Genomic DNA, 23,771 nt, shown 5'->3' with positions numbered 1-23,771 from the left:
TTTACTTCCGGACGGTGTTGTCGCCGCCCACGATGTCCGTGACCGCTGAGTCGTACTCCTCAGCGGCCTGTTCCGGCGAGCGGTTGCCGGTGATGACGGCCTCTGTGGCCTCCTGGACTGCGGCGGAAATCCGGGGATAGTCGGACGTTGCAGGGCGGTACCGCGTCACGGAAACGAGGTCGGAGACATCCTTCACGAACGGATTTGCCGCCTGGTAGCCGGAGTCCCCGGCAACGTCGCTGCGGACAGCGATCTGCGAACTGTCCAGCGTGAAAGCGAGGGAATTCTCCCGGTTCATCGCCGTGGTGAGGAAACTGAAGGCGAGGTCGGGCTCCTTCGTGCCGGCGCCGACGGCAAGGGTCCAGCCGCCGGACATGCTCACCGCTCCCGGGGCGCCGCCGTCGCGCGTGGGGAACGGGGCAACTCCCATCTCCTGCTCGTAGCCCGGCCACTCGTAGCTGCCGCCTTCCTGCCAGAACGACGGTGCGTAGGAGCCTTCCACGGTGGCCGCGAGCTTCCCGTTCGGGAACCATTCGCCGAACACCTTTTTCCACACGTTCGCATCCAGGGCTTCCGCAGGCGTTACGGCAAGCCCTTCGTTGTAAAGGGTCTTGAGGAAGGTCAGCGAGTCCTTGAAGCCGGCGGAACCCACCACCCACTTTTTCGTTTCCTCGTCGTACAGCGCAGACCCGGTTCCGTGCAGGAGCTGGTAGAAGCCCTGCATCACAGTTGCCTCCCCGGTGCCCTTTCCGGCGTACATGTTGAAGGGGACCACCGAAGGATCATTGGCCTTGATCTTGCGTGCGGTGTCCACGATGTCCTGCCAGCTGCGCGGCTTCCAGGGGACGGTAATCCCTGCCGCTTCAAGGATCTTCTTGTTGTACCAGATGGCCCGGGTGTCGGTGCCCAGCGGCACTGCGTAAATTCCGCCGTCGTCCGCCCGCCCTGCCGCCTTGGCGCCGTCGTCGAATTTGTCCCAGTCCGCCCAGCCCTCAAGGTGGCTGTCCAGTTTAAGGAGGTACCCGGCGTCGACGTCGGAGCGGACCTTGAAGGTGTCCTCGTAGAAGACGTCCGGCGCCGTGGAGGGCGACCTCAGGGCGAGGGCCAGCTTGGTGCCGTAGTCGTCGTCATTGCCCTGGATGGGCTGCAGCTCAACTGAGACTCCCGGATTCGCGGCCTCGAACTGCTGCTTCGCTGCCTGGAACATTGTGTCCAAGGCGGTGAAGGAATCAGTCTTCTGATAAACCACCTTCAGCGTCTTGGTCTCGTCCTCGGCAGCACCTGGCGTACACGCCGTCAGGACCATCAGCGCGGAAGCAATCAGGGACATGGTCTTCAGGGCCGGGCGACGCATGGTGCTCCATTCAATCAAGGCTGCGGTGCCCCTTTGTCGGCGGGCCCCAGCCGCGGCAATACGCAAATGCTAGATCGGTGCCCAGCCCCAGGCAAGGGCACCGTTTCAGCTCTCCAGCAGAAGCCTCTGGGCGCGGGGGGCAAGGGTATGTTCCAGCACCAGGGATGCTGCGCCGATGGCGCCAACATCCTCGCCCACCCCGGTCCCCACCACCTCGATGGGATGGATCAGCCGGGTGTCGCTGTTGGCATCGAGCAAGGCAGGAATCTTGTCGAGATACCGTTCGGCGAGGCGGCTCCAGAATGGCCCGCCGAACACTACCCGCTCCACGTCCAACGTGTTGGTCACCACCGAAGCCGCCCGTGCCACCCGCACCGCGGACTTGTCGATGATGGCCAGCGCCTGTTCGTTTCCTGCGTCGGCAAGGTCGCACAGCGCGGAAAAACTTTGCTGGATTTCTGCGCCGCTGTTGCCGGACCGCGAGCCGTCCAGGATACCGGCGGCTTCGGCCTCGGCCACCAGCACCTGCGGGATGCAGGAGGACTTTACGCAGCCGCGGAGGCCGCAGTCGCAGGGCGGGCCGTCCGGGTCCACCACGATGTGCCCGATTTCGCCGGCGTTGCCGGACGTGCCCCGGACCACCTCGTCGTTCAGGACGATCCCGCACCCGATGCCGGTGCCCATGTACATAAAGATGAAGCTGCCGGCCCCGCTCGGACCGCCTGCCCAGGTTTCCGCCACTGCCGCGCTGGTGACGTCCTTGTCCATGAGGACCGAGTAGCCGGTGGCTTCCGAAAGCGCGTTGCGCAGTTCCACCCTGTCCCAGCCCGGGAGGAGCGGCGGGTCAACCACCGTGCCGTTGTCCAGGTCGATGGGGCCCGGAGCCGCCACGCCAAGGCCGGCAATCCTGTCCGTGTCCACACCGGAATCCGCGACGAGCTGGGAGATCTCGGCAGCGATGGTGGCAATGACGGAGCCGGGATCGTTTCCGCCGGGCGTCTTGATCCGCGAGTGCTGCACCACGGCGCCCACCAGGTCCAGGACCACCAGGGTGGTCACGGCAGGGTCGAGGTGGACGCCAACGGCGAACATGCCGCCGGGGTTGAGGCGGAGGATGGTGCGGGGCTTGCCGGGACCGCTGCCCTCCTTGCCGGCTTCGACAATAAGGTTCTGGTCCAGGAGGCGCCGGGAGATGTTGGAGATGGTCTGCGGCGAAAGCCCGACGATCTGGGCGAGCTCCACCCTGCTGAGCCCCCCGGCAGTCCTGCGGATGGCGTCCAGGATCACCGTGAGGTTGAAGTCCCCCATCCTGGGCAGGTTGGTGCCGCGTCGTGGTGAGGGTTGGCGGATCTCAGTCACGGCGTCCCCTTCGTGTCCGGCACATAGATGCTGATGCTTGAATCGTACGTTACCCATCGGCGCAGACCCATAGGACCGGCCGACAGCGCGGCGCACCTTTGGCTGGCCATCCCTTCGGGCTGCTCAGGATTCAGGCATGGTCAACGCGGTATGCGGCGGGTGCTTACGGTCACCGTGAACTTGGGGTTTTGGCCTTTCACGACGGTGGGCCCGACGCGCCGCTCAAGCGCGGGCAGGTACGCAAGGTGGCGGTTGTAGACGGTCCACAGCTCGCCACCGGGGGCCAGCACGCGCCCTGCTGCTTCGATCAGCTTCAGGCCCGCCCCGGCATGGACGCCGGCGCCCACGTGGAACGGCGGATTGAGCAGGATCAGGTCCGCGCTCCCGTCCGGCATAGTGCCCATGGCGTCATCCTGCACAGCACGGATCCGTCCCGCGAGGCCGTTTGCGCGGGCAGTTGCCAGGGCGGAGGCGACGGCGGCGGCTGACTGGTCTGTGGCGGTTACTGTGGAACCGGGATGCTGCCGGGCGTACATTGCCGCAAGTATTCCGGTGCCGCAGCCGAGGTCCACGGCGTGCTGGGCGGGCCGCATGGACGGCAGGAACGTCAGCAGGAACCGGGTGCCGATATCCAGCTTTGGCCCGGCAAAGACCGCACCATGGGCGGCAACGTCGAGATCGATTTCTGCCAGGTTTTCGATGACGGGAAAGTGTTCCGGGCCTTCGCTCCCCTGAGGCCCGGCGGCGACAATCACCCGGGACTTCTGCCGGGCGAGCTGCGGCGTGACGGACTTGAAGTGACGCTCCAGGACCGCATTCATGCCAAGGGACATGTGCTTTACACGGCCCCCGGCCAGCAGCACCACGTCGGGGGAAGCGTAGCGGGCCACTGAGGCCGCAATTTCATCCAGCTCTGCAAGGGTCTTGGGCAGCTGCAGCACAACAGCTTCTGCACCCTCCAGAAGCTCGCGCCCGAGGGGCAGCTGGAGGAACGGGAGGCCGCTTTCGGTCCCGGCCTCCAGCACCTCCGCGGCATTCAGGCGGAGCGCCTGCTCGCCGGTGATGAGGTCCTGGTGCACGCGCAGCACAGCGGGGCTGAGCACTGCGTAGGCACCCAGGGTCAGGGCACCGTAGCGATCGCCGATGACGGTCAGTCTGCTTCCGGCGGACACGTGTTCCGCTGCCGAATCAAGCAGCAGGCGGTCTGTGGCATCCCAGGCCTGCAGGTTGGGCGCGTCAACATCCGGCCGCCGCCGAAGCACCGCAAAGACGTCCTCAAGAGTTTGTAGTGCCACCAGGTTCCTGCCGCCTTGTCCCGTCTGCAATGTGTGCCCTGCTCCCGCCATCAGCCCCAATTTACCGTCCCGGCAGCAGGCCGGACTCCCGGCAGTTTGAGGATGGAAGCGACTGCTGCGCGGCCCGCCCGGTTGGCGCCGATGGTTGACGACGACGGCCCGTAGCCCACGAGATGGACGCGCGGCTCGGCTGCCACCCGGGTTCCGTCCATCACGATGCCGCCGCCCGGTCCGCGAAGGTGCAGCGGGGCAAGGTGCTCGAGTTCGGCCCGGAAGCCGGTGGCCCACAGGATGACGTCTGCTGCCAGGAAGCCCCCGCTGGCCAGGCGGACGCCGTCGCGTTCAATCGCTGCAAACATCGGTTGCCGGTTGAGGGCACCGCGTGCCGCAGCCGCACGCAGGGCCGGTGTCCGGATCAGCCCGGTTACTGACACCACGCTTTGCGGGGGCAGGCCCTGGCGCACCCGCTCTTCGACCAGTGCCACTGCGTCGTGGCCGGCCTTCGCGTCGAATTCCGCCTCCCGCCACACCGGCTCCCGCCGGGTGAACCAGCTGGTGGAGGTGACGCGGGATATTTCGTCCAGGAGGCCGACTGCAGAGATTCCGCCGCCAACCACGATCACATGCTTGCCGGCGAACTCTTCGGCAGAGACATAGCCGGCCACATGGAGCTGCCTGCCCCGAAACGTGGACTGCCCGGGATAGACGGGCCAGAACGGCCGGGTCCAGGTGCCGGTGGCGTTAATGACCGCCGCTGCACTCCAGATGCCGGCAGAGGTGGCAACCAACAGCCTGCCGGCGGGGTCCCGGTCCTCGCGGCTGACCGACCCCACCTTGACCGGACGCTGGACGTACAGGCCCAGTTCCTCCTCGTAGGCGCGGAAGTAACGCGTCAGGAACTCAGAGCTCGGTTCCCTCGGATCCACCGCTGGCTTGGCGATGCCGGGGAGGTCGCTGATGCCGTTGACGGTGGCCATCCGGAGGCTTTTCCAGCGGTGCCGCCATGCCCCGCCGGGACCTTCCTCGGCGTCGAGCACTACGAACTCCAGCCGCCGGCGCTGGAGGTGATAGGCGGCGGAAAGACCTGCCTGGCCCGCGCCGATGACAACAACGTCGGCGCGGGCAGGATTCACCCACCCATGATAGTCGTGCAGGGCGTGCCTGCCTTAGTCTTGGCCCCAAAGGACATAGGGAGGACTGCCATGACCACCAGCAAAGGGAACGCCGCACGACTCGCGAAAGCCCTGGCCATCGTGCTGGGCACGGAAGGAATACCGCTCCGCCTGCGCGCATGGGACGGCTCGGAGGCCGGGCCGGAAGGAGCGCCGCTGCTGGAGTTCCGGTCCCGGCGAGCCCTGCGGCGGATGCTTTGGTCCCCAGGCCAGTTGGGCCTCAGCCGTGCCTACGTTTCCGGCGACATTGATGCGCCCGGCGACGTATTTGCCGCCTTCACCGCTTTGAGCTCCGCCGGGAAGTTCGCTCAGCCAGGGCCCTTCAAGCCGCTCACCGCCGGGGAACTCTGGACACTGCTCCGGACGGCCGTCAGATTGGGGGCAATCGGCGCCAACCCCGCCCCCCCGCCGGAAGAGGCGCGGATCGCCCGAAAGGGCAGGCTCCACTCACGGCGCCGGGACTCCGCGGCCATCTCCCACCACTACGACGTCGGCAATGACTTTTACGCAATGGTCCTGGGAGCCTCGATGGTCTACTCCTGCGCTGTGTGGCCTGAAGAGGAGGACGGACTGACCCCCGCAGGGGACCGCCTTGCCCGAGGCCTGGACGCCGCCCAGGAGGCAAAGCTGGACCTGGTGTGCCGCAAGCTGGGGCTCAAGCCCGGAATGCGCGTGCTGGATGTCGGCTGTGGCTGGGGCAGCTTTGCCCTGCACGCTGCCGCAAAGTACGGCGTGACCGTGGTGGGTGTTACCTTGTCCCAGGAACAGGCCATCATGGCCCGCAAACGTGCGGCAGAGGCCGGCCTCACCGAAAGAGTGGACATCCGGGTGCAGGACTATCGGGATGTCCAGGACGGGCCCTATGACGCCATCAGCTCTATAGGGATGTCCGAACACGTGGGACGGACAGAAATGCCACGCTACACCGCGGCATTGTTCGAGCTGCTTTGCCCTGGCGGCCGACTGCTTAACCACGCCATCTCCTGGAACGCCGGGCCCACCGCGCCGGACCCGGACTCCTTTATCCCCCGCTACGTATTCCCCGACGGTGAGATGATCAGCCTCAGCGAAATGTCCGCCGCCCTGGAAGCTGCAGGCTTCGAGATTCTGGACGTGGAGGCCCTGCGCCGGCATTACGCTCTCACCCTGCGGGCATGGGTCCACCGGCTGGAAGAGCACTGGGACCAGGCGGTACAACTGACCAGCCCAGGGCGGGCCCGGGTGTGGCGGCTGTATATGGCTTCCAGCGCGCTGGGGTTTGAAAACAATCTGACGGGAGTTAACCAGGTCCTTGTCCAGCGGCCAGGCGGGGACCAGCCGCCCCTGCGGCGCAGGCAGTGGCTGTAGCGGTTCGGACCTGTAACGTCCCCGGAAGCAGAAAAGGAACCACCCGCACGGGTGGTTCCTTTTTCCTCCTGAAAGGAGGATGACCGGTGGAGCTGAGGGGACTCGAACCCCTGACCCCCTGCATGCCATGCAGGTGCGCTACCAGCTGCGCCACAGCCCCGGATCTTGCTGCCGCAGTGGGAGGGTTCCCGCCGAAGCAACCTGATCAGCTTAATGCACTTTGCTGCTGCGCGCCAATCGGCACCTTCAACCGTTTCCGCGCTTGGTAGCAGGCCGAACCAGCCGCTTCCCGGGCGGTTAAACACAAATCCGCCGGGATCCTGTGATCCCGGCGGATTATTGGTGGAGCTGAGGGGACTCGAACCCCTGACCCCCTGCATGCCATGCAGGTGCGCTACCAGCTGCGCCACAGCCCCGAATTATTGCCGCTCAAAGAGCTTTTCTTCCGGTGTTCGCCGGAGCAACTCAAATATCTTAGAACAGCAATTCCGAAAATTCCAAATCGGGCATATTCGGCCGGTCTGCGTGCCTACTCCGAGTCTGTGGAAGCAGCAGCCTTCGCCGAAGCGTCGTCTCCCAGCTGCAGGTCCACCACGGGGCAGTCCTTCCACAGGCGCTCCAGCGCATAGAAGACGCGGTCTTCTTCATGCTGGACGTGAATGACGATGTCCGAGTAGTCGAGCAGGACCCACCGGCCGCCGGAACGGCCTTCGCGCCGGACAGGCCGCAAATCCTGCTTGGCAAGTTCCTCTTCAATTCCATCAACGATGGCGTTGACCTGCCGCTCACTGGGGGCGGAGGCAATGAGGAAAACATCTGCCAGGGCGAGGCGTTCACTCACGTCCAGAGCCACGATGTCCTGGGCAATCTTGTCCGCAGCTGCCTTGGCGGCAGTGCGGGCTGTGGTGATGGATGTATCTGATGCAGTCACGCGGACTCCTTGTTGGTTTTGAAAGCTTGTGGTGCCGGCAGCGCCGGTCAGCGGGACATTCCGCTGATGATCAGGAGGATGCCGGCGATGAGGGCCAGGATCCCGAAGGCAAGGACAGAGAACTGAAGGATGCGGTTCCGGGTGGCCCGCGCCATTCCTGCCGTTGCCGCGTCCAGCGGATCCAGCCCGTGGGCCTGCCGGGCGGGCACACGGGGCAGGTCCTCGACGGCACTCCCGATGTGGTTCTCTGCCACCACTGCCGGCGCCAGGACCGCAGGCTTGGACAGAACTGCTGCCTTCGCCGCAGCCTCTGCCCGGGCTAATACCTGCGAACGGCCTGGTCCCGCGTCGGACGAGGCCGGACGGTCACCGCCCGCGGGACGCCGCTTCCTGGTGCCGGACGGCACCACTTTCGTCCCGGGGCGTGTGGTGACCGGAACGTGGCTCGTGGCCGGTGGCTTCATGACTGGCCGGTCGACGCCCGGCACCTGGACGAATTCCAGAGGGGTGACCATCGCCAGGTTGCTGGCGGCCGAGGGAGCCGGCCGCTGCGCCGGAACGGGGGCCGGCTTCGGTCCTTGCTGCCGGGGCGCGGGGTCTTTGGGCGAGTCGGTGGCGGGGGCCGGTATGCCGGTCTGTTCGGCAAGCTTCTGCTTGGCCATGGCACGCCGGTTCATCACGGCCGCACGTTCCGCCAGGGCGATCTGCTCCGCCAGGATCTCCGGATCCACGGCTTCCGGATCCAGCGAGGCGATGTGCTGCATCTTCGCGATCTGGTTTTTGGCCTGCTCTGCGATCAGTGACCTGGCTGCCAAGGCCTGTTCGACGGTCATCCCATCCGGGGCTACTGGCGCCAGTGCAGGCGCGGCGGTTCCAACGGAAGCACCGCCTGGGAAAGGCTTGCCCTTTGGCTCTTGCGGGTCCTGCTCCCCTGCCTTGTTCCTGGCGGCGGCGGCGGGGGCTGCGGGAGCCTTGCCCTCTGAACCATCCGGCACGGCCGGGGCAACGATCGGGTTGGCACTGGTAAGCGCCTGTTCCTTGAGCTGCTGCAGGCGAAGCTGACGCCGGGTGGGCTGCCCTCCCGCTGCCAGCTGACCCTCTTTTTCTTCCAGTTCCTTGATGGTGCGCAGTGCCGCGCGGTCCCGCGCGCGGATTTGCGAAGAGCGCTGGGTGTGCGTCTGTTCAGGAGCCGTGGCTGCGGTGCCCGGGGCGGGACGGTTGGGAGCCGGGTTCTTTTGGGCAGGCGAAAGCTCGTCCGTGGCGGTGGACACGGATGACTGTTGCGCGTCCCTGGCCTTCCGGAGTTCCCGGCGGCTGCGGATGGGGGGCTGTTCCTGACTCATAGAGAACTCATTCAGTGCTGGCTGGTTCGCTTGCTTCGGAGATTGGAGCACTGGCACCCGCCGTGCCGTCCAGGTAAAGACCATACTTGGCGATGTACTGGACAACCCCGTCCGGCACGAGGTACCACACCGGATTGTTGTCCGCCACGCGGGTGCGGCAATCGGTGGAAGAAATGGCCATTGCGGGCACCTCAAGCAAACTGACGTCGCTGCGGCCCATGCCGTCGAGCACATGCCCCGGCCTGGTCACTCCCACAAAGTGGGCCAGTGACCACAACTCGTCGATGTCCTTCCAGGACAGGATCTGCGCCAGCGCATCGGCGCCGGTGATGAAGAAGAGATCCGCGTCCGGGCGCTGGGCCCGGAGGTCCCGCAGCGTGTCGATGGTGTAGGTGGGTCCAGGCCGGTCAACATCCACGCGGCTGACGGTAAAGCGCGGGTTGGACGCCGTGGCGATGACAGTCATGAGATAGCGGTGCTCAGGCTCGCTGACCTGTTTGTGGGACTTCTGCCAGGGCTGGCCGGTGGGAACAAAGACCACCTCGTCCAGATCAAACTCGGCAGCCACTTCACTGGCTGCCACCAGGTGGCCGTGATGGATGGGATCAAACGTCCCGCCCATGACGCCCAGGCGCAACCTGCCGTTGGCACCGTTATGGTGAAGTGCGCGGGAAATGTTAGTGGCCCTGCCCGTGGTCGTGCTTGTTGGGGTGCTGGCGGTGCGGATCCGCATGCTCCTCCGTTGCGGCATGGCGGTTGCCAAGGTTGGAGTAGGACAGCGTGATGAACATCATCACCAGCAGGATGGCGAAGATCACCACTCCGAAGACCCACGGCTCAGCCCACAGCGGGGCGAGTTCGTGCTCTTCGCCTTCGGCGATGGTCGTGGCAATCTGCTGGAACAGCATTTTCTCCCCTTGGGTTCAACAATTGTGGCAGCGGAAAGCTCCGCCGTTTCTGACTTCTGGTATATGTTACCGCGTTGCTACCCGCGGATCTGGCCCTCGCCCTGAACGATCCACTTGGTGGTGGTGAGTTCCGTCAGACCCATCGGGCCGCGTGCATGCAGCTTCTGGGTGGAAATGCCCACCTCGGCACCCAGGCCAAGCTCCCCGCCGTCGGTGAACCTGGTGGAGGCGTTGACGATGACGGCGGCGGAATCCACTTCGGCAATGAACCGCTCCGCGTTGGCGAGGTCGTTGGTGAGGATCGCCTCGGTGTGCCCCGTTGACCAGGTGCGGATGTGCTTCACGGCCTCGTCCATGCTGTCCACCATGGCAACAGCGAGGTCAAGGTCCATGTACTCGGTGGCCCAGTCCTCGTCAGTGGCAGGTTCGGACGCGATCGAAGCGGGAAGGGATGCCCTGACACGCTCGTCGGCGTGCAGCCGGACGCCGGCCTTGCTGAGGGCGGCGGCAACGGCAGGCAGGACCGTTGACCCGGAGTGGACCAGCAGCGTCTCGACCGTATTGCACACGCTGGGCCTCTGGGTTTTGGCGTTCAGCAGGATCTCCACGGCCATGTCTTCGCTGGCGGACTCGTCAATGAAGATATGCACATTCCCCTCCCCCGTCTCGATAACGGGAACAGCGGAGTTGGTGACCACAGTCTGGATGAGCTCGCGGCCGCCGCGGGGAATGAGCACGTCCACCCTGCCGCGGGCGCGCATCAGGACATTGGCGCCGGCACGGCCGTACTGGTCAACTGTCTGGACGGCGTCGGCAGGCAGGCCCACCGATTCGAGTGCCTCGCGCAGGATACGGACCAGCACTTCATTGGTGGCCTGGGCCGCACTGCCGCCCCGAAGGATAACGGCGTTGCCGCTCTTGAGGGCCAGGCCGGCAATGTCCACCGTGACGTTCGGCCGCGCCTCGTAGATGGCCGCCACCACGCCCATGGGTACGTTAACCTGCCGAAGGCGCAGCCCGTTCGGCAGGGTCTGCCCTCGGACCACGTTGCCCACCGGATCCGGCAGGCCGGCCAGGTTATCGAGGGCGGCCACGAGTCCCGCAATCCGGGTTTCTGTGAGGGTAAGCCGGTCCAGCATGGCGGCGGAGGTGCCGTTGGCCTTTCCAGCTGCGACGTCCGCGGCATTCGCAGAGAGGATGGCGGCGGTGCCCTCCTGCAGTGCAGTGCCCACGGCGCGAAGGGCCCGGTCCTTCCAGGCCCGGTTGGCCATGGCCATCCTCCGCGCTGCGTGGCGGGAACGGTCTGCGACGGCGTGCACTGCTGCCTCAACGTCACCGGAAGAAAACGGAACGTCAGCCGGGACCGATGCTGCGGGGAACTCGACGGACGGCGCACCGGCAGGCGCAGCAGTGTCTCCGGAGTTTTCAGCGGTCTGGTGGATCAGGGCTTCAGTCATGCTCCAAGTTTAGGCGAGCCCGGGGCTCACACCAGCACGAGGTCATCTACATGAACAACTTCGCGGTCATAGCCGCTGCCCAAAGTCTCACCGAGGTCCCTGGTGGACCTGCCCAGCATCTGGGGCAGCTCGGCCGCGGAGTAGTTGACGAGTCCGCGGGCAACCACGGTGCCGTCGGCACTGGCGATCTCGACGGCGTCGCCGGCTTCAAAATCACCGTGCACGGCAGAGATTCCAGCGGGCAGCAGCGATGTGCGGTGATGGCGCACAGCTCTGACGGCGCCGTCGTCCAGCACCAGGCGGCCCTGGACGGACGCCACGTGAGCCAGCCACAACAGACGGACCGGTTTGCGGGCCCCGTTGACCGTAAACCACGTGCCCACGTCTTCGCCGTTCAGCGCGGCAGCGGCGTTGGGGGTGGATGTGACCAGGGCGTGGATGCCGGAGCCGGCGGCCATGGACGCAGCCTCCACCTTGGTCAGCATCCCGCCGGTACCAACACCGGCTTTGCCGGTCTTGCCGATGGACACGCCGTCAAGGTCGTGGGGGCCTTCCACGAGCGGAATCCTCTTGGCACCGAGCGAGGGCGGTCCGTCGTACAGGGAGTCGACGTCGGAGAGCAGCACCAGCGCGTCCGCGCGCACCAGGTGGGCCACCAGGGCTGCGAGGCGGTCGTTGTCGCCGAACCGGATTTCGTGCGTGGCTACAGTGTCATTTTCATTGACCACCGGGACCACGCCAAGGTTGAGCAGCCGGTCCAGGGCGCGGAACGCATTGGTGTGCTGGCTGCGCCGCATCAGGTCCTCGGCGGTGAGCAGGACCTGGCTGACGGTGACACCGTGTGCACCGAAGGCCTGGGTATAGCGGGCCATCAGCAGGCCCTGCCCAACACTCGCCGCTGCCTGCTGCGTGGCGAGATCGCGGGGACGCTTGGCAAGGCCCAGCGGAGCCAGGCCGGCGGCAATGGCGCCGGAGGAGACGAGGATGATCTCGGTCCCCGCATTCCGCTTGGCGGCCAGGGCGTCCGCCAAGGCCGTCAGGGACTCCTCGGAGATGCCGCCCTTGATGCTTGTCAGTGACGACGAGCCCACCTTGACCACAACGCGGCCGGCGTTCGCAAGGACGCTCCTGTCTACGGACCGGGTGAGCGGTTCCGCAGCCCCGGCCTTAGAACTCATCGCCTGCGTCCAGTCCACTCTCCTTGAGGGGCTTGGCCACCCTGCGGCTGCTGACGGACTCGGTCCAGATGCCGGCCTTGCGTTCCGCTTCCAGCTCGGCGCGGGCGGCGGCCTTGGCATCCTTGCGTTCCTGCTGCTCTTCGCGCTTCTGGCCGCGCGTGGGACGGTCACCGATGTCGGCAAAACGGATGTCGGTGCCGCGGGGAGAGGCCAGGAGTTCCGCGCCCGCCATCATGGTGGGTTCCCAGTCGAAGACGACGCCGTCGTCCCCGCCGATCACCACGGTGTCGCCGGGCTTGGCGCCCTGCTTGAACAACTCCGTCTCCACACCGAGCTTGGCCAGCCGGTCGGCCAGGTAGCCGATGGCTTCCTCGTTGGTGAAGTCCGTCTGCTTGACCCAGCGCTCCGGCTTCTCTCCCAGGACGCGGAACAGCGGCTCCAGGCCCTTTTCCTCGCGGCGGATCCTGAATCCGGATTCATTCACGGCCCGGGGCCGCAACACGGCCGGCTGGACCTTGGGCGGCGCGGCGGCCACTGCCTCGCGGGCAGCTTTAACGATGCCGGCCATGGCGAAGCCGAGCTGGCGGAGGCCCTCATGGCTGGTGGCCGACACCTCGAACACCTGGTAGCCGCGGGATTCGAGTTCCGGGCGGACGAACTCGGCCATGTCCTTGCCGTCGGGCAGGTCCACTTTGTTCAACGCCACCAGGCGGGGGCGGTGATTCAGCGGAACAACTTCCCCGTCCTGCCCGGCGTAGCTCATGTCCACGGCGTACTTTTCCAGTTCGGCCTCAATGATCGCGAGGTCGGCGAGTGGGTCCCGGTCCGACTCGAGGGTGCCACAGTCAAGGACGTGGACCAGTGCGGCGCAGCGCTCAACATGGCGCAGGAAGTGGTGGCCCAGTCCCCTGCCTTCACTGGCGCCTTCGATGAGGCCAGGAACGTCGGCGATGGTGAAGCGCACGTCACCGGCCTGGACCACGCCGAGGTTGGGAACCAGCGTGGTGAAAGGATAGTCAGCAATTTTAGGCCGGGCGGCGGACATGGCGGCGATGAGGCTGGACTTGCCGGCGGACGGGAAGCCCACCAGGGCGATATCGGCGATCGACTTAAGCTCCAGGACGATGTCGCTGGACTCGCCCTCGATACCGAGCAGGGCGAACCCGGGAGCTTTGCGCTTTTGTGATGAGAGCGCGGCGTTGCCGAGGCCGCCGATGCCCCCTGCTGCGGCTACGTATTCGGCGCCTTCACCAACGAGGTCCGCGAGAACCGTGCCGTCCTTGGATTTGACCACGGTGCCGTCAGGGACGGGGAGTATCAGGGTTTCGCCGTTCTTGCCGCCACGCCAGTCACCCATGCCCGGGCCACCGTTGGTGGCGTGGCGGTGGGGTGCGTGGTGGTAGTCAAGGAGGGTAGTGGTCTGGTGGTCAACGCGAAGGATCACGTCGCCGCCATTGCCGCCGTTGCCGCCGTCGGGACCGCCAAGCGGCTTGAACTTTTCGCGGTGGACGGAGACGCATCCGTGACCGCCGGCACCGCCGGATACGTGCAGTACTACCCGGTCTACAAAGCTGGCCACGTGGTTCTCCTCAATGCTGTTTCCTGGACGCCGCGGGGCGCCAAGACGATTGTAATGCGGTTAAAAGAACAGTGGAGCGGGCCAACTGGCCCGCTCCACCGCTTCAGAACTGTTTGTTACTCTGCAGCTGCAGCAGCAACGATGTTGACGACGCGACGACCGCGGCGGGTGCCGAATTCAACGGCTCCCGGGGTCAGTGCGAACAGGGTGTCGTCGCCGCCACGGCCAACGCCGGCGCCCGGGTGGAAGTGGGTGCCACGCTGGCGGACGATGATCTCGCCTGCGGAGACGACTTGGCCGCCGAAGCGCTTCACGCCGAGGTACTGAGCGTTGGAATCACGACCGTTGCGAGTGGAGCTCGCGCCCTTTTTATGTGCCATTTGAAATGCCTGCCTCTAAATTCTGGGGATCTGCTGAAAAACCTGAACAGTAACGAAGGTTACTGGATACCAGTGATCTTGACCTTGGTCAGTTCCTGGCGGTGACCCTGGCGCTTCTTGTAACCGGTCTTGTTCTTGAACTTCTGGATCACAATCTTCGGACCACGGAGGTCGTTCAGGATCTCAGCCGTAACAGTTACCTTGGCCAGGTCAGCAGCGGCGGTGGTGACCTTGTCACCATCAACCAGGAGCAGTGCGGGCAGCTGGATAGTGCTGCCAGCTCCACCGGCGACGCGGTTAAGGGTAACGAAGTCTCCAACGGAAACCTTCTCTTGGCGGCCGCCTGCGCGGACAATCGCGTACACCACTTGGGAACTCACTTCTCTCGACGTTTATTACAAAATTTGCGTGCGGAACCGGCCAATAAAAGCCTGGTTTCTCGCTGTGCCTCAACGCCGTGGGGTCATAACCCAAGTGTTGGCGTAAGCACCGAAGATCCAGAATACGCTAATTTTGGCTTCGGCCGCAAATGAGGCTGGTTCCGGCGGGCTGGCTGTGATAAGTACCACTGCTGAATCCCGGCCTCGGGACCGTGCCCCACCATACTACCGGCAAGGCCGCGGCCACGGTGTCAGGCATGGAGGCGCGGCGCGTCGAAGAAGTCCACTTCCAGGCGGCAGGACTGCTTGAATGCCGTGATCATGGCGGCCCACTCGGCAGCGGAGGCCCTGCGTCCCGCTTCATCCACTATGGCAATGGCCCTGCGGGTGGCGGCGGCGAAGTCTTCGTCGGCATAGGTGCGCAGCCACTCCGCGTAAGGGTGCGCGGAAGGTTCACCGGCGGCAACAAACTGGGCGTGGAGCGTGGCGCCTACCTCGGCGTACAGCCAGAAGCAGGGCAGGACTGCCGCCGCGAGGACCGCATAACTGCCCGACGCCGAGGCCGCCGTCAGGTGGTCAACGTAGGACTTGGTGACGGGGCCGAGCCGGGGCAGGACCGAGCGCGCGCCCAGCCAGGAGCGGTGAAGCTCCGACTCGACCTCCAGGCACTGCCCGGCCGAAGCAGCCCAAAACAGTTGCTCCGCCTCGGTGGGCGCCAGCGAACTCGCCCTTGCCAGAACCCGTGAATAGCCGTTGAGGTAGAGGGCATCCTGCGCGAGGTAGTACTCAAACTGGTGCTCCTGAAGGCTGCCCGTAGCCAGGTCGCGGATGAAGCCGAGGGCATAGATATCCTCCAGGTCCGGCTGCGCCTCACGCCGCAGCTGCGCCGCGAAGCTGCCTTCCGCCGGCACCGGCTGCAGGTGGTGGAAATGATGCACGGGCCCGTTGCCTGTCCCCACCTCCAGGGTTCCCGAGGCCTTGAGGGCGCCGGCGAGCCACGGCTTGGCTTCCCGGAGTGACGCTTCCCAGTCCCCCAGCCGCGCCTGGGCGGTGGCCATTGCAGAGGACAACGAACAGCCTGTGCCGTGGCTGTTCGTCGTTGCAAGCCGCTCCCCTGGCACCTCCACCACTTCATGGGACAGCAGGCCCCGGGTGTTGACCAGCGCGTCCGGGCACTCGTTGCCGTCCAGGTGGCCGCCCTTGACCAGTACGGTTGCGCCGCTGGCGGCTGCGAGGGCGCGGCCCTGGTCCAGCGCACCGGCCCAGCTGTCCTGCAACTGCCCGCCCACAAGCATGGCGAGCTCCGCGAGGTTGGGGGTGATGAGGTGTGCCAGCGGCAGGAGTTCGCGCAGGACCGTTTCGGCAGACTCGTGCAGGAGCCGGTCGCCGCTGGTGGCAACCATCACTGGGTCCAGGACCACGACGGCGGGCCGCACCTTCTGCAGCCACTGCGCCACCGTTCCAATGACGTCGGCGTTGCCGAGCATTCCGATTTTCACGGCGTCGATGGTGATGTCGTCGCTGATGGCGTCGAGTTGCTCTGCCAGGAATGCTGCAGGGGGCACGTGAACGGACCTTACTCCGTGCGTGTTCTGGGCTGTGAGGGCAGTGATGGCTGCCATCCCGTACCCCCCGAGGGCCGCGATGCTTTTCAAATCCGCCTGGATACCGGCACCGCCGGAAGGATCCGAGCCGGCGATGGACAGGACCCTGGGTACCTGCCGGCCCGGCAATGCCGGCGCCGCAGTGGCGGGTCCAGGGGTGGCTGCGGGCATTACAAGAGTCGTAGACAAAGGACATCCCTTCGCCGGTGCTAACCGGACAGGTTCAACGGGTCTGAATCTCAGCCGGCTCTCTGCGCGGCACCCCGTGTCGGTTCCCCAGCCTAGCTTTTTTGCCCGCCCCAGGCTGAAGGTGACACATTGCGACCCGAAGCCGCACGCTGATGGCGCGCAGCTCCGCATCCCGCCCTGCGGGCCCTGCACGCAAAAGTCCCCGCCCAGTGGACAAATCCCCTGGAAATTCCTGGGGTTTTGTCCACTGAACGGGGACTTGTTGAAACGCGCCGGTACGTGCCCGTGAGCGCTCCGGCTAGAGCTCCGAGGCCGGTACGCCTACGCCCAGGATGATGGGCGCCTCTGCGGGCTTTGTTGACGCTTTTTCAAGGCCGGCACCGCCGTCACCGGCCGGCGCCGGAGCCTTTGCCTCGTGGGTATGCCCTGTGCTGGCTGCCGTCACGCTTTCGTGATGCTGCACGGAGGTTTCGTTGGCTGCTCCCTGGGCACGGCTGGCACTGCGGTTGCGCCGCGGGCGCCGTTGCCGGGACTGCTCCAGCGTGTGGTCCGTGTAGTCCTTCGCCGGTTCCCCGGCAGCGGCTGCAGCAGGCACGCGGGCCGGCTGTACCGGCTCCACGCGCTCCGCCGGTTTCTGCTCCGGTTCGGTCTGCTCAGGCTCCGCTTGTGCGGGCGCCGGCTGGCCCAGGTGGGCGAACGCTTCGGCAAGCCGGTCCAGGGTCAGTGCGGGCTTCTGCGGCTGCTCCTCAGCATGGTCAACGAACGGCAGCACCACCTTCTCGCCGCCGAAGGTCAGCACGGCGGCCGGGCGCGCATCGTCGTCGCGGTTTGTTTCCACTGCGGGAGCCGGGGCAGGGGCGGGCGCGGAATGGTCCGCGGCAGCCTGCCTGGCTGCGGCCACTTCGTCGTCGTGCAAGTGGGCTGCATGCGCGGCGGCGGCGATGTTGGCAAGGGCCAGCCGGGTGGCTTCCGCCTTCGCGTGCCGCTCAGCGTCAGAGGGGTCGGGCTGGACTGTGTGGACGGGCACGGCAGGCGCGGGGGCAACCTCGGGCTGCTGGCCGCCACGGCCCCGCCGCCGCTTCCGGTCCGGACGCACGCCGGCCTGGCTGCTGTCGATGCGCGGGGCGTCATTGCGGTGGCCTTCGCTGCGGGGTTCCGGCCGGCTGTCGGTCCGCTGGACGTGGTGTTCGGCGGCCACGATGTTGGCCCGCCGGTGCTCAACGGGGTCGTCATGGGTGACGACGCCGCGGCCGGCGCACGCTTCGCACTGCTCGCCGAAGACTTCCAGGAGTCCGGTGCCCATCCGCTTTCGCGTCATCTGCACCAGGCCAAGGGAGGTCACTTCGGCAACCTGGTGCTTGGTGCGGTCGCGTCCCAGGCATTCCACCATGCGGCGCAGAACGAGGTCGCGGTTGGATTCAAGGACCATGTCGATGAAGTCGATGACGATGATGCCGCCGATGTCGCGGAGGCGGAGCTGGCGGACCACTTCCTCAGCAGCCTCGAGGTTGTTTTTGGTCACCGTCTCTTCGAGGTTGCCGCCGCTGCCGGTGAACTTGCCGGTGTTGACGTCCACCACGGTCATGGCTTCGGTGCGGTCGATCACCAGCGAACCGCCGGACGGGAGGAAGACCTTCCGCTCCAGCGCCTTGTGGATCTGCTCGTCAATGCGCCAGGCAGCGAAGATGTCCTGGTCCTTGGTCCACTTTTCGAGGCGTCCCACCAGGTCCGGCGCCACATAGGTGACGTACGCCTCGATGGTGTCCCAGGCTTCCTCGCCCGAAACGATCAGCTTGGAGAAGTCTTCGTTGAAGACGTCACGGACCACCTTGATGGTGAGGTCCGGTTCGCCGTACAGCAGCTCAGGAGCAAGGATCTTGGTGGACTTCGACTGGCTTTCGATGCCTTCCCACTGCGCGCGCAGGCGGTTGATGTCGTGTGTCAGCTCTTCCTCGGACGCTCCCTCGGCGGCGGTGCGGACAATGACGCCCGCCTGCTCCGGGAGCCGGTCCTTGAGGATGCGCTTGAGGCGGTTGCGTTCTACGTCGGGCAGTTTGCGCGAGATGCCGGTCATGGAACCGCCGGGCACGAACACCAGGTAGCGGCCGGGGAGTGAGATCTGGCTGGTCAGGCGTGCGCCCTTGTGTCCCACGGGGTCCTTGGTCACCTGGACCAGCACGGTATCACCGGACTTGAGCGCATTTTCGATACGGCGCTGCTTGCCCTCGAGGTTGACGGCTTCCCAGTTCACCTCACCGGCGTAAAGGACGGCGTTCCGGCCGCGCCCGATGTCCACGAAGGCGGCTTCCATGGAAGGCAGCACGTTCTGGACCTTGCCGAGGTAGACGTTGCCGATCAGGGAATCCTGCTGGGTCTTCGACACAAAATGCTCGGCCAGGACGCCGTCTTCGAGGACGGCGATCTGGATTCTGTCGTCGCGCTGGCGCACAATCATCTGCCGGTCGACAGACTCGCGGCGGGCAAGGAATTCGGCCTCGGTAATGACGGTGCGGCGGCGGCCGGTGTCACGCGACTCGCGCCGGCGCTGCTTCTTCGCCTCCAGCCGGGTGGATCCCTTGACGCTGGTGACGCGGTTACTGACGGCCGGTTCAGTCACGGCGCGCGGTGCGCGCACGCGGGTAACCGTGTTGGGCGGATCGTCGTCTCCCCCACCCGTCAATTCGAGGTCCTGGTCGCCACGGCGACGGCGGCGGCGGCGGCGGGACGTGACGCCTTCCTCCACCTGTCCCGCGGACTCCTCGTCGGCGTCGTCCGGGACATCTCCGTCAACATCTTCGCTGCCTTCGAGGTCGGTGTCGGCTTCCCGCTCTCCGAGGCGGCTGCGGCCGCGGCGGCCCCGTCCCCGGCGCCTGCGGCGGCCGTTGGCGTCTTCCGCATCGCCGTCCTCGGCGTCGTCCTCTCCAACCTCTTCCGCTACTGCGGGAGCCGGACGCACCACGGTGCTCAGGTCCGGCGCCTGGAACAGCACGGAGGTGGGGGAAGCGGGTTCCATGAAAAGGGAACCGAAGGGGCTGGAAGGAGCCGCGGGCGCCGTTTCCGCGGTGGCTGCCTGCGGTGCCTCAATGTTGGGAGCAGCCTGTGCGGCCTCCGGTTCGGGGGCTGGCTCTTCTGCAGCTTCTTCTGCAGGGGCCTCTAGTGCGTTCGGCCGGACTGCTGCTGCGGGCACTGCGGCGGCTGCCTCAGCAGCGCCGGCCGGAGTTACGGCTGCCGGGAGATCTGCGGGTGACTGGGTAGCGGCGGGTTCCCCTGCCGGCTCTGCCGCTGCGGCTGGGGGTTCCACTGCGACGGCAGGCGCGGAGGTCTTGCGCGTGGCAACCCGGCGGCGCCGGACGGGCTTCGTTTCAACGACTTCGGCGGCCGGCTCCGCGGCGTCGAGCCCAGGGGTCCCGGCGCTTGCACCGGCATCAGCACCGGTGTCCGGCGTGGAGTTATCGGCTGCTGATTCGGGTTCTGCGTCTTCGGCGAAGGCGGGGAGCGGTTCCGCTGCTTCTACCTTTTTCCGGGCACGCGTCCGCCGGACGGGAGCTTTGGCCTCCGGAGCGCCGGATTCCACAACACCCGCTTCCACTTCGACGGCGGCAGCTGCGGAAGGGTCAGCGCTGGCGGCGCCCTCTGCGGGAAGGTCCGTTGGCGGAGTCAGGGCCTCGGCTTTGGGAGCGGCCTTCCGGCGGGTCCTCGTAGCCTTTTTGGGGGCAGCGTCTGCCTCCGCGGCCGATGCTTCGTCGTTAACGGCTGAAACTTGTTCATTATCCATATGTGGCAACACTCCTGCCCCTGACGTACCGCCACATCCGGCACCCATTGGGGCACATATTGTCAAGACCCGCAGGCGTTGACAGAAGTCAAGTGGATACCCCCAGGTTCGCACCGGCAGTGGGGTGCGGCAGCCCGTGGGGGCCGGTGGGATGTTCTGAAACCCGTTGTTCTACGTGCCACAACCAGGTGCCGCGCAATGGAGTCGCGGGAGACTGCGTCGGTGAGACCGATGCCTGCCCTGCTCGTCATTGGCGGTCTTGGGAACAAGCCACCGGACCGGAGTCCGAATGTGGATCGGCTTCCAGCCACCATCATTCTCTCATACCCGGACTAAATCACGTCGGAGGCAGCACCGGATCCGCCGGCTGTTCCCGTCCGCCTGGACCTTCCTTCCAGCCTCCGGCGTTACAATCAGGCAAGGAGCACCGGATGAAAAGGACGCCACACCAATGCCCAGCATCTCCCCCCTCAGCAGCACCCCTGCACAGGAACGGAGCCTGAACCAGGACGCGGACCCGGCCGGGAGGACAGCAGGTGCTGTGCCGGCGATGACACGGAACAAGCCCTTCGGCTGGCTGCTGGTCATCACAGGAGTCATCGGCTGGCTCGCCTCGGGGACCCTGGTCCTGGAAAAGCTTGCAGTGCTTCAGGACCCCAACCACACCACCGTGTGCGACGTAAATCCCTGGATCTCCTGCGGCCAGGTGATGCAGACCTGGCAGAGCTCTCTGTTCGGTTTCCCCAATATGTTCATCGGGATCGTCGCGTTCGCCGTAGTTATCACGGTGGGCATGGGACTGCTGGCCGGAGCCACCTTTGCCCGCTGGTTCTGGGCAGGACTGCAGGCAGGCGTCACGCTCGGCTTTGTCTTTGTGGTGTGGCTGTGGTCGCAGGCCCTTTACGACATCCACGTGCTGTGCCCGTTCTGCATGATCGTTTGGGCGGCGATGATTCCCCTGTTCGTCTGGGTGACAATCCGGAACATCACCGCCGGGGTTATTCCGGTGCCGGCCAACGCGGCCCGGATCCTGGGCGATTCCGGGTGGATTATCACCGCACTGCTCTACGTGGCGGTCATTGCCACCATCTTCTTCGCCTTCATCCAGGTTTTCGCCGGAACTTCGGGCTTCTGACGCTGCAGCCCAGCCAAGCGAGGTGACAGATAAGGCCGATGTTCGCGAAGAACATCGGCCTTATCTGTCGTCCCGGACTGTTAGCCCTGGAACCAGATCTTGATCTCGCGCTCGGCAGAGTCCGTGGAGTCGGAGCCGTGCACCAGGTTCTGCTGGACCTTCACGCCCCAGTCGCGGCCGAAGTCCCCGCGGATGGTGCCGGGGGCGGCCGTAGTGGGGTCAGTGGTGCCGGCCAGGGCGCGGAAGCCTTCGACGACGCGGTGGCCTTCGAAGATGGCTGCTACCACCGGACCGGAGAGCATGAACTCGACCAGCGGCTCGTAGAAGGGCTTGCCCACGTGTTCCTCGTAGTGCTGCTCCAGCAGCTCACGGGATGCCTCCACCTTCTTCAGCTCCGCCAGGGTGTAGCCCTTGGCTTCGATCCGGGCCAGGATGGCCCCGGTGAGGTTGCGGGCGACGCCGTCGGGCTTGATCAGGACGAGGGTGCGCTCAGTAGTCACAACTGCTCCAATGCGTTGGTAGAGGTTTTCGGGTCAAGTCTACGGTGACTTTGTTTACGGGGACGGGGGCTGCTGGCCGGGCCCCGCGGACTCTTCCGGATGGGCCGCTTCCCAGGCCGCCTGCTCGCGGGCCCTTTCACCGGCTTCCCGGTCCAGCCGGATTCCGGTACGGATCCCGTACCACCAGGCTGCTGCGAACAGGGCACCCACCAGGAACATGGCAGGCTCGAAGATGCCGGTGAGGATCAGGACAAGCTGCAGGATCCAGCCAAGCCCAATGCCCCACGGTTTGGTGAGGAAGGCGCAGGCCACAATCATCAGCACGCTCAGGCCGATTCCCACCCCGAGGATGAGTGCGGGCGGGAACTCCCCGCGGCGAAGCCCGAACACCGCCAGGGTGGCGAAGAACATAACAAAGGCTTCCAGGAGCAGCACGGTGGACGCGAACATCATTTTGGTGGAGCGCCGCTTCCTGGGCATGCCCGGCCGCCATTCGCGCTGGGCTTTGGTCAGCTTCGCCATCGGCTATGCCTCCGTCTTCCCGAGCAGGATGCGGGCCTCGGCCACCAGTGTGATGGAGCCTGTGACCAGAACGCCGCCGGAAAGGTCGTCGTTCGCTTCGGCGCGTTCCACAGCCCACTCCAGGGCGTCATCGAGTTTCTCCGCTACGTGCACGTTGTCTTCGCCGAAGCCGAGATCGATGGCGAGCTCGGCCAGTTCGGCTGCCGGCACGGCGCGCGGTGAATTGGACTGCGTAAAGCAGAACTCCTCCGCCATCCCGCCCAGGGATTCCTTGAGCTGGCGCAAAATCTCTTCGGCGTCCTTCTCCTTGAGGATGCCCACCACCGGGACAAGCCTGGTGAAGGTAAAGGCCTCCTGAAGGGCAGCCGCGGAAACTTTGACGCCGTCGGGGTTGTGGGCGGCGTCCACCACGATGGTGGGCGCTGTGCGGACCACCTCAAGCCGGCCGGGCGAAGTGACCTCCGCGAAGCCCTCCTGGAGCACGTCGAACCCAAGTTCCTTTTCGCCGCCGAAAAACGCTTCCAGCGCTGCAACGGCAACTGCTGCGTTCTGCGCCTGGTGTGCCCCGTGGAGCGGCACCAGCAAGTCCGGGTAGCGGCCGGCAATGCCCTGGATGGTGACCATCTGGCCGCCGACTGCCACGGTCCGGGACTCGACGCCGAACTCCACTCCCTCGAACTTGAAGGGCACGCCAACGTCCTTGGCCTTCTCCAGCAGGACCTGGGCGGCGTCCAGCGGCTGGGCGGCGCTGACGAGGTAGCCGCCGGGCTTGATGATGCCGGCCTTTTCGTAGGCGATGTCTTCGGTGGTGTCCCCGAGCAGGTCGGTGTGGTCCAGCGAAATGGGTGTGACCACCGAAACCTGCCCGTCCCCCACGTTGGTGGCGTCCGTAATGCCGCCCAGGCCCACCTCGATGACCGCCACGTTAACGGGCTGGTCCGCGAAGACCGCAAAACCAAGGATGGTGAGGCACTCGAAGTACGTCAGCCGCGGCTGGCCCTCTGCCTCCAGCTCGGCGTCGACAATCTGCAGGTACGGCCGGATCTCATCCCAGATCCGGACGAAGGTCTCGTCCGGGACGGGATGGCCGTCGATGCTGATCCGTTCGGTGACCTTCGTCAGGTGCGGACTGGTGTACCGTCCGGTGCTCAGGCCGTGGGCCCGCAGGACCGATTCGATCATCCGGGCGGTGGACGTTTTGCCGTTGGTCCCGGTGACGTGGATGATCGGGAACGCTTTGTTCGGCTCCCCCAGCACGTCCATCGCCCGGAACAGCGGGGCAAGCCGCGGCTCCATCTTGTTTTCCGGCGCCCGGCCCAGCAGTTCGGCGTAGACGCTCTCTACGGAAAATTCGTCAGTCATG

The 23,771-nt window shown here is 65.9% G+C and carries 20 protein-coding genes, 2 tRNA genes and 1 riboswitch; of the genes, 2 read left to right on the top strand and 20 right to left on the bottom strand.

Translation table 11 applies throughout. The annotated features are described in order from the left end of the window. Position 1 precedes the first annotated feature (1 nt). From AC5RVN_RS03715 to AC5RVN_RS03700, 4 genes are all read right to left on the bottom strand, one after another. Positions 2 to 1,354: an extracellular solute-binding protein gene (locus AC5RVN_RS03715; protein WP_494137417.1), complete on the bottom strand. Its 1,353-nt coding sequence runs from the start codon at positions 1,352 to 1,354 to the stop codon at positions 2 to 4. Positions 1,355 to 1,459: 105 nt separating this feature from the next. After that, positions 1,460 to 2,662: an ROK family transcriptional regulator gene (locus tag AC5RVN_RS03710; RefSeq protein ID WP_494040143.1), complete on the bottom strand. Its 1,203-nt coding sequence runs from the start codon at positions 2,660 to 2,662 to the stop codon at positions 1,460 to 1,462. 191 nt (positions 2,663 to 2,853) lie between these two features. Next, a complete protein-coding gene (locus tag AC5RVN_RS03705) occupies positions 2,854 to 4,008 on the bottom strand; it encodes a class I SAM-dependent methyltransferase (protein ID WP_494039878.1) in 1,155 nt (384 codons plus the stop codon). A gap of 50 nt (positions 4,009 to 4,058) precedes the next feature. Then, positions 4,059 to 5,141, bottom strand: a complete 1,083-nt coding sequence (locus tag AC5RVN_RS03700; RefSeq protein ID WP_494137118.1) for an FAD-dependent oxidoreductase — start codon at positions 5,139 to 5,141, stop codon at positions 4,059 to 4,061. 69 nt (positions 5,142 to 5,210) lie between these two features. Here AC5RVN_RS03700 and AC5RVN_RS03695 point away from each other — a divergent pair, with 69 nt between their 5' ends. Next, positions 5,211 to 6,527 carry a class I SAM-dependent methyltransferase gene (locus AC5RVN_RS03695; protein WP_494137117.1) on the top strand — a complete coding sequence of 439 codons (1,317 nt, stop codon included), beginning with the start codon at positions 5,211 to 5,213 and terminating at the stop codon, positions 6,525 to 6,527. 87 nt (positions 6,528 to 6,614) lie between these two features. On the opposite strand, the gene AC5RVN_RS03690 is transcribed toward AC5RVN_RS03695, so the two are convergent. The 13 genes from AC5RVN_RS03690 to AC5RVN_RS03630 form a co-directional block, all read right to left on the bottom strand. Further along, positions 6,615 to 6,687 (bottom strand) — tRNA-Ala (locus tag AC5RVN_RS03690). Between the two features lie 180 nt (positions 6,688 to 6,867). Further along, positions 6,868 to 6,943, bottom strand: a tRNA-Ala gene (locus AC5RVN_RS03685). Positions 6,944 to 7,056: 113 nt separating this feature from the next. Continuing rightward, positions 7,057 to 7,458: a ribosome silencing factor gene (gene rsfS, locus AC5RVN_RS03680; protein ID WP_494137116.1), complete on the bottom strand. Its 402-nt coding sequence runs from the start codon at positions 7,456 to 7,458 to the stop codon at positions 7,057 to 7,059. Positions 7,459 to 7,505: 47 nt separating this feature from the next. Next, the gene (locus AC5RVN_RS03675; protein ID WP_494137115.1) at positions 7,506 to 8,801 is read right to left on the bottom strand and encodes a hypothetical protein; all 1,296 of its coding nucleotides are present in this window, start codon (positions 8,799 to 8,801) and stop codon (positions 7,506 to 7,508) included. Between the two features lie 7 nt (positions 8,802 to 8,808). Continuing rightward, positions 8,809 to 9,534: a nicotinate-nucleotide adenylyltransferase gene (gene nadD / locus AC5RVN_RS03670; RefSeq protein ID WP_494039883.1), complete on the bottom strand. Its 726-nt coding sequence runs from the start codon at positions 9,532 to 9,534 to the stop codon at positions 8,809 to 8,811. Next, positions 9,479 to 9,709 (bottom strand): hypothetical protein, encoded by a 231-nt coding sequence (locus tag AC5RVN_RS03665; protein WP_494039884.1) that lies wholly within the window; start codon positions 9,707 to 9,709, stop codon positions 9,479 to 9,481. The genes nadD and AC5RVN_RS03665 overlap by 56 nt, the downstream gene beginning before the upstream one ends. A 77-nt stretch (positions 9,710 to 9,786) precedes the next feature. Beyond that, positions 9,787 to 11,166, bottom strand: coding sequence for a glutamate-5-semialdehyde dehydrogenase (locus tag AC5RVN_RS03660; protein ID WP_494137114.1), 1,380 nt, complete (start codon positions 11,164 to 11,166; stop codon positions 9,787 to 9,789). A gap of 26 nt (positions 11,167 to 11,192) precedes the next feature. Then, the gene (gene proB, locus AC5RVN_RS03655; RefSeq protein WP_494137113.1) at positions 11,193 to 12,344 is read right to left on the bottom strand and encodes a glutamate 5-kinase; all 1,152 of its coding nucleotides are present in this window, start codon (positions 12,342 to 12,344) and stop codon (positions 11,193 to 11,195) included. After that, positions 12,334 to 13,923 carry a GTPase ObgE gene (gene obgE, locus AC5RVN_RS03650; protein ID WP_494039887.1) on the bottom strand — a complete coding sequence of 530 codons (1,590 nt, stop codon included), beginning with the start codon at positions 13,921 to 13,923 and terminating at the stop codon, positions 12,334 to 12,336. The genes proB and obgE overlap by 11 nt, the downstream gene beginning before the upstream one ends. Before the next feature lie 116 nt (positions 13,924 to 14,039). Next, positions 14,040 to 14,303: a 50S ribosomal protein L27 gene (rpmA, locus tag AC5RVN_RS03645; protein WP_009372867.1), complete on the bottom strand. Its 264-nt coding sequence runs from the start codon at positions 14,301 to 14,303 to the stop codon at positions 14,040 to 14,042. Between the two features lie 59 nt (positions 14,304 to 14,362). Next, positions 14,363 to 14,671: a 50S ribosomal protein L21 gene (gene rplU, locus AC5RVN_RS03640; RefSeq protein WP_306639081.1), complete on the bottom strand. Its 309-nt coding sequence runs from the start codon at positions 14,669 to 14,671 to the stop codon at positions 14,363 to 14,365. Between the two features lie 263 nt (positions 14,672 to 14,934). Then, positions 14,935 to 16,458, bottom strand: coding sequence for a bifunctional hydroxymethylpyrimidine kinase/phosphomethylpyrimidine kinase (gene thiD / locus AC5RVN_RS03635; RefSeq protein WP_494137416.1), 1,524 nt, complete (start codon positions 16,456 to 16,458; stop codon positions 14,935 to 14,937). Between the two features lie 7 nt (positions 16,459 to 16,465). After that, positions 16,466 to 16,563, bottom strand: a riboswitch (TPP riboswitch). Between the two features lie 211 nt (positions 16,564 to 16,774). After that, positions 16,775 to 20,251 (bottom strand): Rne/Rng family ribonuclease, encoded by a 3,477-nt coding sequence (locus AC5RVN_RS03630; RefSeq protein WP_494137112.1) that lies wholly within the window; start codon positions 20,249 to 20,251, stop codon positions 16,775 to 16,777. Positions 20,252 to 20,702: 451 nt separating this feature from the next. Here AC5RVN_RS03630 and AC5RVN_RS03625 point away from each other — a divergent pair, with 451 nt between their 5' ends. After that, complete coding sequence (locus AC5RVN_RS03625; protein WP_494039889.1) at positions 20,703 to 21,386, top strand: vitamin K epoxide reductase family protein; 684 nt, start codon at positions 20,703 to 20,705, stop codon at positions 21,384 to 21,386. 80 nt (positions 21,387 to 21,466) lie between these two features. On the opposite strand, the gene ndk is transcribed toward AC5RVN_RS03625, so the two are convergent. From ndk to AC5RVN_RS03610, 3 genes are read right to left on the bottom strand one after another with little or no spacing between them, the layout of a single operon-like run. Beyond that, positions 21,467 to 21,886, bottom strand: coding sequence for a nucleoside-diphosphate kinase (gene ndk, locus AC5RVN_RS03620; RefSeq protein ID WP_494039890.1), 420 nt, complete (start codon positions 21,884 to 21,886; stop codon positions 21,467 to 21,469). Between the two features lie 54 nt (positions 21,887 to 21,940). Further along, entirely contained in the window at positions 21,941 to 22,408 is a 468-nt protein-coding gene (locus AC5RVN_RS03615) for a DUF4233 domain-containing protein (protein WP_494137111.1), read from the bottom strand. Between the two features lie 3 nt (positions 22,409 to 22,411). Beyond that, positions 22,412 to 23,770, bottom strand: coding sequence for a bifunctional folylpolyglutamate synthase/dihydrofolate synthase (locus AC5RVN_RS03610; protein ID WP_494039892.1), 1,359 nt, complete (start codon positions 23,768 to 23,770; stop codon positions 22,412 to 22,414). Position 23,771: the final 1 nt, after the last annotated feature.

This window comes from Arthrobacter sp. sptzw32 (genome assembly GCF_059089735.1).
This window is presented reverse-complemented; position numbering and strand designations above follow the sequence as displayed.

Bases quoted from the DNA above. Each gene is read 5' to 3' on its own strand.
- AC5RVN_RS03715 (WP_494137417.1), bottom strand. From the start codon at position 1,354: ATGCGTCGCCCGGCCCTGAAGACCATGTCCCTGATTGCTTCCGCGCTG.
- AC5RVN_RS03710 (WP_494040143.1), bottom strand. From the start codon at position 2,662: ATGGGGGACTTCAACCTCACGGTGATCCTGGACGCCATCCGCAGGACT.
- AC5RVN_RS03695 (WP_494137117.1), top strand. From the start codon at position 5,211: ATGACCACCAGCAAAGGGAACGCCGCACGACTCGCGAAAGCCCTGGCC.
- AC5RVN_RS03675 (WP_494137115.1), bottom strand. From the start codon at position 8,801: ATGAGTCAGGAACAGCCCCCCATCCGCAGCCGCCGGGAACTCCGGAAG.
- nadD (WP_494039883.1), bottom strand. From the start codon at position 9,534: ATGCGGATCCGCACCGCCAGCACCCCAACAAGCACGACCACGGGCAGG.
- AC5RVN_RS03665 (WP_494039884.1), bottom strand. From the start codon at position 9,709: ATGCTGTTCCAGCAGATTGCCACGACCATCGCCGAAGGCGAAGAGCAC.
- AC5RVN_RS03660 (WP_494137114.1), bottom strand. From the start codon at position 11,166: ATGACTGAAGCCCTGATCCACCAGACCGCTGAAAACTCCGGAGACACT.
- proB (WP_494137113.1), bottom strand. From the start codon at position 12,344: ATGAGTTCTAAGGCCGGGGCTGCGGAACCGCTCACCCGGTCCGTAGAC.
- rpmA (WP_009372867.1), bottom strand. From the start codon at position 14,303: ATGGCACATAAAAAGGGCGCGAGCTCCACTCGCAACGGTCGTGATTCC.
- thiD (WP_494137416.1), bottom strand. From the start codon at position 16,458: ATGCCCGCAGCCACCCCTGGACCCGCCACTGCGGCGCCGGCATTGCCG.
- AC5RVN_RS03630 (WP_494137112.1), bottom strand. From the start codon at position 20,251: ATGGATAATGAACAAGTTTCAGCCGTTAACGACGAAGCATCGGCCGCG.
- AC5RVN_RS03625 (WP_494039889.1), top strand. From the start codon at position 20,703: ATGCCCAGCATCTCCCCCCTCAGCAGCACCCCTGCACAGGAACGGAGC.
- AC5RVN_RS03615 (WP_494137111.1), bottom strand. From the start codon at position 22,408: ATGGCGAAGCTGACCAAAGCCCAGCGCGAATGGCGGCCGGGCATGCCC.
- AC5RVN_RS03610 (WP_494039892.1), bottom strand. From the start codon at position 23,770: ATGACTGACGAATTTTCCGTAGAGAGCGTCTACGCCGAACTGCTGGGC.